At 47.8% G+C, this 12,890-nt stretch carries 15 protein-coding genes; 2 read left to right on the forward strand and 13 right to left on the reverse strand.

Going from position 1 to position 12,890, the window contains the following annotated elements:
• Positions 1–17 precede the first annotated feature (17 nt).
• Complete coding sequence (locus tag AC121Z_RS00700) at positions 18–485, forward strand: prepilin-type N-terminal cleavage/methylation domain-containing protein (RefSeq protein ID WP_498125804.1); 468 nt, start codon at positions 18–20, stop codon at positions 483–485.
• Here the strand turns inward: AC121Z_RS00700 and AC121Z_RS00705 are convergent.
• From AC121Z_RS00705 to gspC, 13 genes are read right to left on the reverse strand one after another with little or no spacing between them, the layout of a single operon-like run.
• Positions 472–972 carry a hypothetical protein gene (locus AC121Z_RS00705; protein ID WP_498125806.1) on the reverse strand — a complete coding sequence of 167 codons (501 nt, stop codon included), beginning with the start codon at positions 970–972 and terminating at the stop codon, positions 472–474. The two genes, AC121Z_RS00700 and AC121Z_RS00705, sit on opposite strands and share 14 nt — an antisense overlap.
• Positions 973–1,009: 37 nt before the next feature.
• A complete protein-coding gene (locus tag AC121Z_RS00710; RefSeq protein ID WP_498125808.1) occupies positions 1,010–1,762 on the reverse strand; it encodes a type II secretion system protein N in 753 nt (250 codons plus the stop codon).
• Positions 1,759–2,238, reverse strand: coding sequence for a type II secretion system protein M (locus tag AC121Z_RS00715; RefSeq protein ID WP_498125810.1), 480 nt, complete (start codon positions 2,236–2,238; stop codon positions 1,759–1,761). The genes AC121Z_RS00710 and AC121Z_RS00715 overlap by 4 nt, the downstream gene beginning before the upstream one ends.
• A gap of 3 nt (positions 2,239–2,241) precedes the next feature.
• Complete coding sequence (gspL, locus tag AC121Z_RS00720; protein ID WP_498125812.1) at positions 2,242–3,435, reverse strand: type II secretion system protein GspL; 1,194 nt, start codon at positions 3,433–3,435, stop codon at positions 2,242–2,244.
• A gap of 1 nt (position 3,436) precedes the next feature.
• Entirely contained in the window at positions 3,437–4,444 is a 1,008-nt protein-coding gene (gspK, locus tag AC121Z_RS00725) for a type II secretion system minor pseudopilin GspK (RefSeq protein ID WP_498125814.1), read from the reverse strand.
• Positions 4,437–5,075, reverse strand: a complete 639-nt coding sequence (gene gspJ, locus AC121Z_RS00730; RefSeq protein ID WP_498125816.1) for a type II secretion system minor pseudopilin GspJ — start codon at positions 5,073–5,075, stop codon at positions 4,437–4,439. Before gspJ ends, gspK begins: the two co-directional genes overlap by 8 nt.
• Positions 5,068–5,442 carry a type II secretion system minor pseudopilin GspI gene (gspI, locus tag AC121Z_RS00735; RefSeq protein ID WP_498125818.1) on the reverse strand — a complete coding sequence of 125 codons (375 nt, stop codon included), beginning with the start codon at positions 5,440–5,442 and terminating at the stop codon, positions 5,068–5,070. Before gspI ends, gspJ begins: the two co-directional genes overlap by 8 nt.
• Positions 5,439–6,017 carry a type II secretion system protein GspH gene (locus AC121Z_RS00740; RefSeq protein WP_498128111.1) on the reverse strand — a complete coding sequence of 193 codons (579 nt, stop codon included), beginning with the start codon at positions 6,015–6,017 and terminating at the stop codon, positions 5,439–5,441. Before AC121Z_RS00740 ends, gspI begins: the two co-directional genes overlap by 4 nt.
• Before the next feature lie 58 nt (positions 6,018–6,075).
• Entirely contained in the window at positions 6,076–6,501 is a 426-nt protein-coding gene (gene gspG / locus AC121Z_RS00745) for a type II secretion system major pseudopilin GspG (RefSeq protein ID WP_100658556.1), read from the reverse strand.
• A gap of 12 nt (positions 6,502–6,513) precedes the next feature.
• Positions 6,514–7,734, reverse strand: a complete 1,221-nt coding sequence (gene gspF, locus AC121Z_RS00750; RefSeq protein WP_498125820.1) for a type II secretion system inner membrane protein GspF — start codon at positions 7,732–7,734, stop codon at positions 6,514–6,516.
• Position 7,735: 1 nt separating this feature from the next.
• Complete coding sequence (gene gspE, locus AC121Z_RS00755) at positions 7,736–9,292, reverse strand: type II secretion system ATPase GspE (RefSeq protein ID WP_498125822.1); 1,557 nt, start codon at positions 9,290–9,292, stop codon at positions 7,736–7,738.
• A complete protein-coding gene (gene gspD, locus AC121Z_RS00760) occupies positions 9,292–11,352 on the reverse strand; it encodes a type II secretion system secretin GspD (protein ID WP_498125824.1) in 2,061 nt (686 codons plus the stop codon). Before gspD ends, gspE begins: the two co-directional genes overlap by 1 nt.
• Before the next feature lies 1 nt (position 11,353).
• Positions 11,354–12,274, reverse strand: coding sequence for a type II secretion system protein GspC (gspC, locus tag AC121Z_RS00765; protein ID WP_498125826.1), 921 nt, complete (start codon positions 12,272–12,274; stop codon positions 11,354–11,356).
• A gap of 193 nt (positions 12,275–12,467) precedes the next feature.
• On the opposite strand from gspC, the gene hslR reads away from it, so the two are divergent.
• Positions 12,468–12,857: a ribosome-associated heat shock protein Hsp15 gene (hslR, locus tag AC121Z_RS00770; RefSeq protein ID WP_498125828.1), complete on the forward strand. Its 390-nt coding sequence runs from the start codon at positions 12,468–12,470 to the stop codon at positions 12,855–12,857.
• Positions 12,858–12,890: the final 33 nt, after the last annotated feature.

The raw sequence follows: 12,890 nt of genomic DNA on the forward strand, positions 1-12,890 counted from the left end.
GGCGGGCAGGGTTTAACATGCACTCTTACAAACAGGGCTTCACCTTAATCGAGTTGATCATAGTGATCGTAATCCTTGGTGTCTTAGCCGCAACGGCAGCCCCCCGTTTTCTGAATTTTAGCTCTGATGCACGGATTGCTTCGATTGAGTCCCTACAAGGCAGCATGAAGACTGCATCTGACCTCGTGAATATGAAAGCCCGCATAGAGAATAAGCTGGACTGCGCCACCGATCCAACCGTGGATATGGGGGGACAAACAATTACCTTAAGATGTGGTTACCCGTGTCCGCATCCCAGTGGTATTGCGAGAGCCGTAGTTACGGAAGCCCCTTTTACTTGGGTTGGTGGAAACTGCGGCGGTCAGTTGGGAGCAATAGAGGTACGGATCAGTGATGCGCCCGATCCTGCTAATTGCAAGATCCGCTATACTTCAGCCCGTGCGACACGCCCACCCGCGTATGCAGCAACCACTACTGGCTGTTAAATCGTCGCCAGGCGAGTGATTGCCCTTGATAGAAAAGTACATAGGTCACAACCACAAAAATAAAACATTGCGCAATAGGATAGTTTGAAACGTAATGTGCGGGCCAAGATATTGCGGCAGCAAAGTTATGAAATTGCTCAACAAAGGCATTCACTAAAAGTCTAATGATGGCATTTAAACCGCTGCCTTGTACAAGGTTGTCCCAGCCTTGCCAGTCGGCGATAAATTGCCTGATTTGCTTGAATTCAATGAAGATCAACTGGGTAAAGGCAACGCAGCCATAGTATCCACCACCAAACTCCAACCATTTTTTTGTTATTCGAGGGGTGTTCTTTTCCGCTAGGTCGTCATCAAGCTCATCAAGGATATCATCATTACCTTCTTTGCCACGATAAATTCCTTTTTTGTAAGCCGTGTAATGCAACACAACACTGGCCATGAAAAGTACTGTGCCAACCTTAAGTATTTCGAAAAAGATACCTTCCATCGTTGAACTCCCTGTATGGCTTAGAAATTATGGTATTTTACAGCGTAAAGCTAATGTAGCCTTGATTATCTGGTTGGCCAAAGAACTTCGCTGCGTCATGTACTTCTTGCGGTAACGATGGGTCGGGCTTGAACTTGCCGGCAACCGCAATATCGCGCATTGAAGCTACGCGAGCATCAAGGCTTAAACCAAACAGGTTAGGCTCTTGCACATTCACAGTAACCGCGCGGTTATCGCACCCTAAACGGGCACTAAACACCCCTAGCGGGATTGTGCCTTGGGTGCCTTGCACACTAGCGTTCAACCACTCTCCGGTGCCCTGTAAAGCTTGGCAGGTCTGATCAAAGTCTAACTCGCTCAAGGTCACCCGAAAACGCCCACCAGCCTCTACTGGGAGGGGCAAGCTGACATTTGCTAACACCTGATCAGTCGGTAAGTACAAGACAAAATCATCGCTACTAAAGACTAAAGGTTGAGTAATTGATGTGACTATCTCACCGGCCATAGAGACTTCGGTGGCTTGCCGTTGACTTCCTGCGTTGATATTTAGCCATGCTTGGCCCCACAATAGTGGAATTGCAGAAAGTTCCCAGTGTACGTTGTTGATCGTGAGTCCATTGACTATGACGCGGCGGGCAGAGCCGTCCCAGAGAGTGCCAGATACTCCACTTACAGTAATGTTACGCGGCATTTCAACCCGGCCAAGGACTTGTTGCGCGGGTAAATAAACCAATAAAAAGAAGATAAAGATAACGGCGCTAGTTAGCGCTATAACAAGTTTTGACTTCATGGTTTTCCTAACTGCAAACGGCGGATTTTGATTTGCCCAGGTGATTCAGCCTCAGTAACATCGACTTGTAATACTGCAATTCCCATGTTTTCTAATGCGTGGATCCAATCAACCACGGCATCGAAAGGCGCCTCGTCGACCCATACTTGTAGCTCATCACCTTGTGGTTGCATGCGTGAGATAACAATATTCAGACGGCTGGTGGTTTGATTAACCGCTTGTGGTAACGATCCAGTAAACTTGCGTTGGCCACCATTTGAACGGCGTAACTGAATGGCGCGTTGACTACTAGCCTGTACCCATGAGAGTAATTCTTGCTGGCGTTCTATTTGTACTTGCGACTGATTGATCGCGTTGTTCAGGGGAGCCCAGATGAGGAAATAAAACAGGCCAACAATACTTACAACAATAGCGACTAAAACAATCCATTGCTCGCGTTCAGTTAGTGCTTTAAAGCGTTGGATCAGTGACTGCATGACTTACCCCTTAATAATCACTGAGCCAATCACTTGATTGTCTCGGTTGTTGATTGCACCTTGTTCAACAGTGAAACCCGCCGCTTGCGCTTGTGCACGAAAACGCTCTAGTGACTCAAAATTAGCTGCGACGGCTTGCATGCGCAATTCACTGCGTTGACTATCATAACGCAAGGATTGCGGCTTGACCTGAGTCTGAGAAAAAGCTGAACCTAGTTGCTCAAGCATTGCCAACATAGAGACACCGGTTCCGCCTTGTTCGAGTTTTGCCAGCTCATCATTGAGTTTACGTTTGACATCACGATACACACCAATATCAGGGAATCCGCGTTTTATCTCGTCATCAATGGCAGCGCTCAATGCGTCTTGCTGTTGTTGTAATTGTAAAAGGGTAATGCCTTTATCTGCTAACGATAAGCCTAAAGCCAGAATTGCGAGAATGGCCGCTAAGCGCCATTTACGCCACGTTCCACTGGCTTGCTTCTTAACTTTATACTCGGCTTGTAACAGATTAAATTTTGCCGCCTGACTGCCTTTTACAAGCACGTGCATCGGCATATCTAAGGTCTGTGCATGCCATTCAACATTGGGTGTTACACCCACTGAAACGCCACTATAGTCATAGATTTTTAGCGGATCTTCTTGTTGCTTAGCAAAGTGCATAATGGCGGGCAGCAGCCATTCGTGCTCCCCTTGCATTCCGGCCCAGGCGTCTTGTCGAATTAGCCATTCATTACCCAGTTGCAGTAAGCTCCAGGCATCTGGGTTGTGTGGCAAGGCTAATACGTCAGGAATTAGACGGTCACAATGCAGTCCCGCGTTAATTAGCATGTCGCGCCATAATGCCATTTGCTGATGGCTAACAATCGCCACGGCTTGCTCAGTACCCTCTCTAGGACCAAGGGCAAAGAACTGCTCACTCACATCGGTGGAGAGTTCTTCCTCTAACATATAAGGGATGGCTGCTAGGACTTTGCGACTCGCTTTGAGTGGCAACGTGACCCACTTAAGTAATACATGACTGCTTGGGGCCAAGGCGATAACTGAACGCGAACCTGCACGTTCAGATAACGATGCCATCGCAGCCGCATTCTCTAGTTCGCCAGAGGCAATAATTTCTTGTTCGCTTTCTGACCAAACAATCCAATGAACTGGACTGTGTTGGTCACCGCCTAAGCGGACTATAAGCTGCTCCATGTTAGTATCTGCCTCCAAATTCTCGGCGTACCACGGTTACCTGTTTATTGGCATCCACATGAAAAACGGATGACATTGCGAACGTGGCGTTATTGTAACGGGTCTTGGTGTATAAAATAAAATATTGTGTAGTCACTGAAAACCATTGCTGGCGATCCTGGGGTAGCTCAAGTGCAGTTATATCGGGCTCTGACAAGAACGCAGTTACGTCATCATAACCGTCACTGGGTCTGGCGGCAATCAAACGTCGCGCTTGCTCAACATCCAGACCCGTCACCGCAGCTAAAACGGGGGCCAATTCTTCGGTCATGGTATTGACGTTGATTTGCATAGCGAGATCATTGGGGCGCGCGCACACTAAAGGCATCAGTAAATTAATCCATTCTGGCCGCACTCCATTAACCAAGCGAAGTTCGGTTTTGTTATGCATCGGCGCATTGCCGGCTAAATAGGGATTAGGCAGCGATTCGTAATCCACATCCTCTGCACCAAAGCTACGTATCTGATCATTGTCATCCAGCCAGTCAGCCAGAGAATCCCGCACAACGTCTGCGCTGTAGCTATCGAGTCCAGGGATGAGTTCGGGTGTAAGCAGTAAGCGCTGGAACGCCTCCATTTCTGCCGTTACCTGTGAACCCGTGCTAAATTCTGTGTTTTCTTGATTAAAGGTTAAGGCGTTCAGATTAAAGCAACTCTGCATGTCCACTAACTGCGCCTGTATTCCGCCGTTATCCAGCGGGTAAACAAATTCCTGTGACCAAGGTTGATTGAGATGGATCTTATCACCGCTCAGCTCCAACAACTCTCCGATGGATTTGCGTGCATACTGTTCTGCACCAAGTGCGTACCAGTATGCTTGATTCGCATCTTTGATATTGGCCGTACGCTGCACTTGCAGTTGCAAGCGGGTGATCATTTCGGTGCCAAGAATAGCTACCAGTGCAACCACCATAAGTACTGTAATCAGGGCAACCCCACGAGCATGTTTTGGACGAACTTGCTTACTCATCGCTTATGCCCCCGCTGATCACGAACTCGCGACGGATTAGCCCATATTCTTTGCTGGTAATTTCAATTGCGATAGCACGTGGTAGCACAGTCCCCTGATAATCCTCTTGCCAATCACGCTCGCTCTCAGGCGCACCCTTGGCTTTTATAAAAAAGCTAATCTGAAAGTCTTCAACATGCTCCAATAGCACGCGTATTTTGGGCTCAAAACCAATCACATTATCGACGTAGTTGCCATACATTCGTTCGAGTCGGTCTTCTTTGAGACGGTAGGCAACCGCTTGCATATTGCTGCGAGGTAACATGAACTGTGGGTTATGCCAACCCGTTCTAACGAAGGCTAAACTATCCCCATCACTATTGTCACTGGCACGGCCACTGGCGATAACCACCTCGTTTAGATCGCCTTCAATACGAGCCGGGCGGGCTACCGCTTGCAATAAATCGCGTTCAATAGTGAGCATAGCGCGTTGGATCTTTTCCAGTTCAGAAAAGCGTAACTGTGACAATTCATTACCATCCATCACACGTGACAATAGGCCCGCAGAGGCAACCCCGATCACGGCGAAAATAGCCATCGCAATGAGAATTTCAAGTAAGGTGAAACCGCGTGGTCGACAACAACTAGTCATTGGGTTTCGCCACAAAACTGGTGACACTTGTGATAGTGTCAGCGTAGTTTTCACTCAAGCCGACGGAGATTTCGATGGCACGCAAATCATCATCATTGGTTTTACTAACTGTGCGTTGCCAGTACCAAGTGCGCCCGGCCATTTGTTCGCTGCCTTTCAGATTATTGCGGGGTGGCCACTGATCATCCAAGTGCGCGCGTGTCATTTGATTATTCGCCACATAAGTTGCCCACGTGATTTCTTCGACAACCCCAACATTAGTGAGATGGTCGGTGGCAGCTTTCATCATTGCCATACCGGCGACGGCAAAGATGAACAGTGCCACCATGACTTCCAACAATGTCATACCGTGCATGCGTTGGTTCATAAGGCCTCTGCTTGGGTGAGGGGCCCTAAACGTTCTAATGGTGTGACCTCAGTGCCATTCAAACGAAAATAAACCGGTGCGTCCTGGCCAAAATCTGGCTCGTATTTAAACAGTAAGCTGAAGGGCGTGATATCGCCACTGGACAGGATCAACACCTGTGGCGGGGGGTGTTTTTTTTCTTCTTCATCACCAATCTCTACACCCTCGTCAGAGACGGACAATGATTCGTCAAAAATCCCATTATCAAACAGGCTATCGGGATCTTGCCAAGGTAAGTCCTCAAGTTGCAATTCCAAGCGAAAGGGCTCCGGTAGTGTCTGCTCAGCAAAAACGGGATTATCGACTATCGGCTGCCACTCTTGCTCTTCATCCAACCAAACAAAGCGATAAAGGGAGTTTTGTTCATCAATATACAAACCCAGTTGTTGCTGGTTGAGGATGGCGAAATCACTTGCCATATCAAACACTACTTGGAGACGCTGGGTGTGTTCCTTCAAGCGATCGGATTCACTGGCGGAAAAAGCATTGAATAAAACAATACTGGTAGCCACGCCGATCAAAAACAGGGCCACCATAATTTCTAATAAGGTAAAGCCCTGCGATTGTCTTTTTATGGTGTGAGTAAGCACTTACTTAATCTAAGTATTCGTTGATATTCCAATTACCAATGTCATCTTCAGTACCGGCTTGTTGGTCAGGTCCGTTGGAGTAAATATCAATTAAGCCGAGCTCTCCCGGACTGATCAAATTGTATGGGTTACCCCAAGGATCATCGGGTAAACGATTGATAAACCCACCGACCGGAAAGTTCTTCGGTAATGGTTCTATCGTTGGTTCATTAACCAAGGCATCTAAACCTTGCTCGGTAGTAGGAAATACATTATTTCGCAGCTTATACATCTGCAGTGCACTTTCTAAGTTCTGGATATCAATAGCGGCTTTTTTTAATTGGGCTTCTTCTTGATTGCCGATGATGTTCGGTGCAACGATGGCCGTCATAATACCGATAATCAAGATCACAACCATGACCTCGATTAAACTGAATCCTTTATTTTTCATTTACTTCTCCTACTAAATCATGTTGTTTAACGAAATGATGGGCAACAGGATTGCGATCACAATAAAGAAGACGATCGCTGCCATCGTTAAAATTAATACTGGGCCAAGTATTGCGAGCGCAATATTGACCTGCATTTCGAACTGGCGTTCTTGGTTTAATGCTGCGCGCGCCAGCATATCTTGTAATTCACCGCTCTTCTCACCAGACGCAATCATATGGATCATCATGGGTGGGAAAACGCCCGTCCCATCGAGTGCACTACGTAAGCTAGAGCCACCTTGCACTTTACCGGCCGCCTCTACGATCAATTGTTTGATGTAGGTGTTTTCCAATACATTCCCGGCGATACGCATCCCTTCCAAAACCGGCACTGCGCTCGCGGTTAAAATACTGAGTGTGCTGGCAAAGCGCGAGGTATTAATACTCTTTATGACCTTGCCGAGCACCGGAAAGTTTAGTCGCAAACGATGCGACTTTAACTTAAATGCGCTGCTGCGCATGAGCTGACGATAACCCACATACCCCAAGACCAAAGCGAGTAGGATCAGTAATCCGTAGTCTTGGGTTCCTTCAGACACTGCGATAAGGAACTGGGTCACGCCAGGCAATTCTTGCCCCATATTGTCAAACTGCCCGACGATACGCGGCACCACATAGGTTAGTAGAAGACTGACAATACCAATCGCCACAATTAACATGATGATAGGGTAGATAAGGGCCTGTGTGATCTGGTTCTTAACGATATTGCGCCGTTCGGTGTAATCCGCTAAGCGGTTTAATACGGTGTCTAGATGACCCGACTTTTCGCCGGCCGCAACCATGGAGCGGTACAAATTATCGAAGACACTGGGAAATTCAGAGAGTGCATCTGCTAACGTGTAGCCTTCTACTACCTTTGAACGGATGGCCATCATCATTTGCTTATGGCGGGGTTTTTCACTCTGCTCTGCGACCGCTTGTAAAGCTTCTTCGATGGGTAACGCTGACTCAATTAAGGTTGCAAGTTGGCGCGTGAGTAGGGCTAAATCAGCAACACTAATGGAGGGACGAAACAGTCCCAAACGTGTTTTGCCGTGGTTTTGCTTTTTCCGCTCACTAACCTCTTCAACATCGATGGGGATGAGTGCTTGGTCACGTAATTGCTGCCGGACTTGGCGTGGCGTATCAGCTTCAAGTACACCGGATTTGCTCTTACCGGCTTGGGTTAGCGCTTTATAGGCATAAGCTGGCATCTTAGTCCTCGCGCGTTACACGCAAGACTTCTTCAAGCGTGGTAATTCCGGCTAATACCTTGGCGCAACCATCTTCGCGAATACTCGGGGTTGTTTTCCGCACATAGCGTTCAATGCTTTGCTCGCCCTTACCTTCGTGCATGAGGTCACGAATGGCTTCATCCACCACTAATAATTCATGAATGCCAGTACGACCGCGGTAACCGGTTTGATTGCACTCCGCACAGCCGCGAGCACGAAAAATTTGTTTTTGCTGGGCTTGTTCTGTACTGATCCCCAACACCTGCGCTTCTTGTTCGCTGATGTTGTGGGGCTGTTTGCAGCTTGGGCATAACGTGCGGACTAAACGCTGCGACAACACAGCAAGTAAGGATGAGGATAACAAAAATGACTCAATCCCCATGTCTTCCAAACGAGTAATAGCACCTGCCGCGGTATTGGTGTGCAATGTAGATAAAACTAAGTGACCGGTTAAGCTGGCTTGCACGGCAATCTGTGCGGTCTCAACATCCCGGATTTCACCCACCATCACGACGTCTGGGTCTTGGCGTAATATGGCCCGTAAACCACGGGCGAAGGTCATATCGACTCGCGGATTAACTTGTGTTTGACCTATGCCCTGTAAATCGAATTCGATGGGGTCTTCAACGGTCAAAATATTGCGATCTTTGGAGTTGATTTCACTCAAACCGGCATACAAGGTGGTACTTTTACCTGAACCTGTGGGGCCAGTAACTAAAATAATCCCGTGCGGTTTGCGAATAAGCACTGAGAATTTTTCCCGATTCGCTGCCGTCATGCCTAAATCTTCGAGGTTTAAGCGCGCGTTATTTTTGTCTAATAAACGCAGTACAACGCGCTCGCCGTGACTGGCTGGCATGGTTGAAACCCGCACATCAACTGCACGTCCAGCAATACGGAGCGTAATTCGGCCGTCTTGTGGTACGCGCTTTTCTGCGATATCCAACTTGGCCATAACCTTGATACGCGATACCAACATTGACGAAAGCTTACGGTTCGGCCGTAAAATTTCTCGCAATACACCATCCACGCGGAAGCGCACAACCAACTGGCTTTCGAAGGTTTCAATATGGATATCTGATGCACCTTCTTTAATTGCTTCACTCAACATGGCATTGATTAGCTTGATGATCGGGGCATCATCTTCACTTTCAAGCAAATCTTCAGTGTCGGGTAAGTCTTCAGCAAGCGAAAATAAATCGCTTTCATTACCCAAGTCTTCCATCAACTGCTTCGCAGCTGATGAATCACGTTGAAAAGCGTTGGTTAGGACATGCTCAAAGCGCTCGTTGGTGATTTCTTCCAGCACAAACGGGGCGCCATAAAAGCGACGAACTTCAGCGAAGATATGAAACGGCGTCTCGGCGGTATAATAAAGCTTAGCCGGTGTTTCCGCAGTCTCCAGTATCACTTTGTGGCGCTTAGCAAAGCTGAAGGAGAGTTGTGAATGACCGCTAACTTCCCCGGCCTCTTCAGTTGCCAGTTCAGCTTGTTCCATTAGCGCTATTGACGCATTCGGTTCAGACTGCTCAGCCATTACTCATCCTGCTCACGTTCTTTTTTCTGCTTCTCGAGCAAATACTCTTCATACGACGGGGGTAAAGCCAGTGCGTCATTCCATTCCGGAATAACCGGGCCTTCAGACGCTGGCATTAACGGAATGCCTTCTGACTGACGCTGTAACTGTTGTGCGCGAATAAAGTTGTACTTACGGTGGGAGATTTCGTTCATGGTTACCCCGTCACGCACAATTTTAGGACGTAAGAAGACCATTAAGTTGCGTTTACGTTTACTGGTAGAGGTAGTTTTGAACAGATGCCCTAAAATGGGAATGTCACCTAATAACGGGACTTTTGATACACTTTCTTGCACGTCTTCGTCGATCAGACCACCCAACACAATCGTACCACCATCATCGACGATGACGGTCGTTTTAATTTCGCGTTTATTGATAGAAATATCCACCGATGTAGCTCCGCTAACACTGGACACTTCTTGCTCAATTAACAGTTGTACCGCGTCACCTTCATTAATTTGCGGCGTGACTTTAAGCTTTATACCCACTTCTTGGCGGTCAACTGTGGTAAACGGGTTTGAGTTATTTGAACCCGTTGTAGTACCTGTGATAATCGGAACTTCTTGGCCAACAATGAAAAACGCTTCTTCATTGTCCATCGTTGTAAGGTGCGGGGTTGCAAGTATGTTTGAATTGGTATCGTTACTCACCGCTTGTACCACCGCACCCCATCCATCTTCGATGATCCCGGCGATCAGCCCATTCGCACCACCGAGTAAATTGGCTAATGGCGTTAGGTTGCCTTCAATCGTATCAGTGGTTTGCACTGGGTTACCGTTAGCGGACGTCGTGGTGCGTGTCACTTCACGGTCTTCCGCTTGACGTAACGCTACTCCAAGGCCTCCAACCGGCACTACACCGTTGGTAAATTGCGTTCCACCGCCACTTTCTGAGATCCATTGAACCCCCAACGTGGTGCCATCGCCTTCGAAAATTTCCACGATGATAGCTTCCACCTGAACTTGTGCACGACGCACGTCCAATTGGCGGATGACTTCTTCTAAGGAGCGCATCATGTCAGGCTCAGCAGTGATAACTACGGAATTTGAGTCTTCATGGGCATCGATACTGACTTCGCGGTTGCCGCTGCCACGGCGGTTGCCCGAACTACCTTGTTCTTCGGCCTGAATACTGGCACTTACACCTTGCAATACCTTGACGAGGTCCTCGGCTTTGGCGTAATTCAAAAAGATAACGCGGGTATTACCACTTGATTCCAACTCTTGATCCATGCGGGTTATCAAGTTTATTAGGCGCTGGCGGGCCTTAATATCACCACTGACAATCACACTGTTAGTGCGGTCATCGGCGACTACGCGAGGGTCCGATTTGGCGCCTGAACCGGCAGCTTTACCCTGTGACTTGTTAATGCTTTCAATAATCCGCACCATCTCCGAGGCAGACGCGTATTTTAACTTAATGATCTCGACTTCTTCATCACCTGCGCGGTCAACACGCTCGATGATTTCTACTAACCGGTTCACAACCGCAGCACGGCCAGTAAGCATCATTACATTGGATGGGTCATGGCTAACCACGTTACCACCACCAGCTTGATCATTTAATTGCCGTAAAATCGGGGCTAACTCGCGCACAGGCACGTTATACACAGGCACCACGCGGGTAATGAACTCATCGCCGTTCATGAGTGCGCCTTCTACAACCGGAATATTTGACGCTTTTGCATCTTTTGAACGGACAACTTTTAAGATGCCGCTGGGCATTTCTACCACGGCATATTCATAGACTTGTAAGACATTTAAAAAGAACTGGTAATACTGCTCTTCAGTCAGCAAATCATAACTGCGGACAGAAATTTTACCGCGTACATTGGGATCAACAATGATGGTCTTTTTAAGATTCTTACCAACAATATTAATGAATTCGCTGATCTCAGTATCCTTGAAATTGGGCTGGTATTGCTCTGCTGCTGCGCCGATAGAATATGACAATCCTAGCGATAACAACGCCACTAAACAGAGTCGCAATTTAACTCGGTGCATAAAGCCTGTATTTCTCATCCTATTCCTCATCGCTTGGCTCTGGCAGATCCAGATACAGCGTTAAATATTGTTCATCCCGAAGTACGGTTAATTGCAATGATTCTGCGGTTTGTAACTCACCCATGGCTTCACGAGCCTGTTGCGGATCGGTAACATCCAACCCGTTGATTTCGGTGATTACATCACCCGCCGTCAAACCGGCCGCTTCAAACAGCGCTGGATTTTTTCCCGGCTGGACTCGATATCCTAGCAGCTCTCCGTTCGCTTGCGCCGGAGAAATCGATAGAAAGTCGGTAAATTTGGTTGGCTGGGAGCGTAGCTGCTGAGTTGCCGCTATGGCATCGTCAGACAATGCTGGCCGTGGCGTCGTTGTGCGCGGAGCACTCGTTACTGGGCGGCTGGCCACCTGACTTTTGCGTTTATTGGCTTCATCATAGTCAATGCCATCTAGCATTAACGTCTCGTTGCGCGGACCATTGCGAATAATGACGCGATCACTAAATACTTCGCGTAAAGTGGCATTGGTACCATCGATTTTGTCACCAATACCATAGGTTTGTTGCGCATTACGGTGTTCGATAATGGCGGCACCGGCATCAGCTTCAGTACTGGCAACTACCCCCGTTAATACTAAGTTTAATGAGGTTTCTGGCGCGTCAGTAACTGTTTCCTCTGGTTGTGCCTGAACCTGCGGATTAAAACGGCCAAACAAGTCTAACTGTTTTATCCGATTAACATTGATCCGTGAACCGTTGGACACACTGCTGGCAGGTGAGCTTACTACTGGATTACCTTGACCATTGTCAGGTACAGGTATCATGCGCCAGGTGAGTTCTGCCATAAATGCTAATAAATACAACGCTAATAAAAGCACAACGACCGTGCGGATCGATGCTTGACGCTGTTGTACAAACTGTGTAGCTGATTGCAGTGTTGGCATTTGATATTATTTTTATTCGGTTAACTCGGCACTCTCGTAAGAGCGAAAAAGGTTGCTACGATAGCATTTACGCTAAGTTTCGTTCTTGAGTAATTAATAACGCGCCCCATAATAGCCTAGTCTAGGTCGCGGTCACAACTCTAATGCGAGGGTATGAAACATTTATGACGATATTAAAGGCAATTTAGTTCCAATGACAGAAACAAACGATGCCGTGCGCTTAGATAAATGGTTGTGGGCTGCGCGCTTTTTTAAGACCCGAGCGTTGGCTAGAGATGCTGTGCAAGCTGGCAAAGTGCATTACAATGGGCAACGCAGTAAACCGGGCAAAGCGGTAGAGCTTGGGGCTATGGTGCGGGTGCCGGCGGGTTATGATGTCAAAGAAGTAGAAATCATCGAAATTTTTGATAAACGCAGAGCTGCACCACTAGCGCAAAAGATGTATCGCGAGACAGCGCCCAGTATGCTTAAGCGCCAGCAAAATGCAGAGGCCCGCAAAGCGCAAGCGTTTCATAATCCGCACCCCGATCAGCGACCAGATAAAAAGCAACGTCGTGAACTGATCCGTATTAAGCACCAATAGCCGAGCGGCCATGTTTTAGAACCTATGGATTGA

This window comes from Alteromonas sp. DYW1, assembly GCF_059752595.1.

Coding starts and splice junctions, on each gene's coding strand:
- AC121Z_RS00700 (WP_498125804.1), top strand. CDS start 18: ATGCACTCTTACAAACAGGGCTTCACCTTAATCGAGTTGATCATAGTG.
- AC121Z_RS00705 (WP_498125806.1), bottom strand. CDS start 972: ATGGAAGGTATCTTTTTCGAAATACTTAAGGTTGGCACAGTACTTTTC.
- AC121Z_RS00710 (WP_498125808.1), bottom strand. CDS start 1,762: ATGAAGTCAAAACTTGTTATAGCGCTAACTAGCGCCGTTATCTTTATC.
- AC121Z_RS00715 (WP_498125810.1), bottom strand. CDS start 2,238: ATGCAGTCACTGATCCAACGCTTTAAAGCACTAACTGAACGCGAGCAA.
- gspL (WP_498125812.1), bottom strand. CDS start 3,435: ATGGAGCAGCTTATAGTCCGCTTAGGCGGTGACCAACACAGTCCAGTT.
- gspK (WP_498125814.1), bottom strand. CDS start 4,444: ATGAGTAAGCAAGTTCGTCCAAAACATGCTCGTGGGGTTGCCCTGATT.
- gspJ (WP_498125816.1), bottom strand. CDS start 5,075: ATGACTAGTTGTTGTCGACCACGCGGTTTCACCTTACTTGAAATTCTC.
- gspI (WP_498125818.1), bottom strand. CDS start 5,442: ATGAACCAACGCATGCACGGTATGACATTGTTGGAAGTCATGGTGGCA.
- AC121Z_RS00740 (WP_498128111.1), bottom strand. CDS start 6,017: ATGGTGGCCCTGTTTTTGATCGGCGTGGCTACCAGTATTGTTTTATTC.
- gspG (WP_100658556.1), bottom strand. CDS start 6,501: ATGAAAAATAAAGGATTCAGTTTAATCGAGGTCATGGTTGTGATCTTG.
- gspF (WP_498125820.1), bottom strand. CDS start 7,734: ATGCCAGCTTATGCCTATAAAGCGCTAACCCAAGCCGGTAAGAGCAAA.
- gspE (WP_498125822.1), bottom strand. CDS start 9,292: ATGGCTGAGCAGTCTGAACCGAATGCGTCAATAGCGCTAATGGAACAA.
- gspD (WP_498125824.1), bottom strand. CDS start 11,352: ATGAGAAATACAGGCTTTATGCACCGAGTTAAATTGCGACTCTGTTTA.
- gspC (WP_498125826.1), bottom strand. CDS start 12,274: ATGCCAACACTGCAATCAGCTACACAGTTTGTACAACAGCGTCAAGCA.
- hslR (WP_498125828.1), top strand. CDS start 12,468: ATGACAGAAACAAACGATGCCGTGCGCTTAGATAAATGGTTGTGGGCT.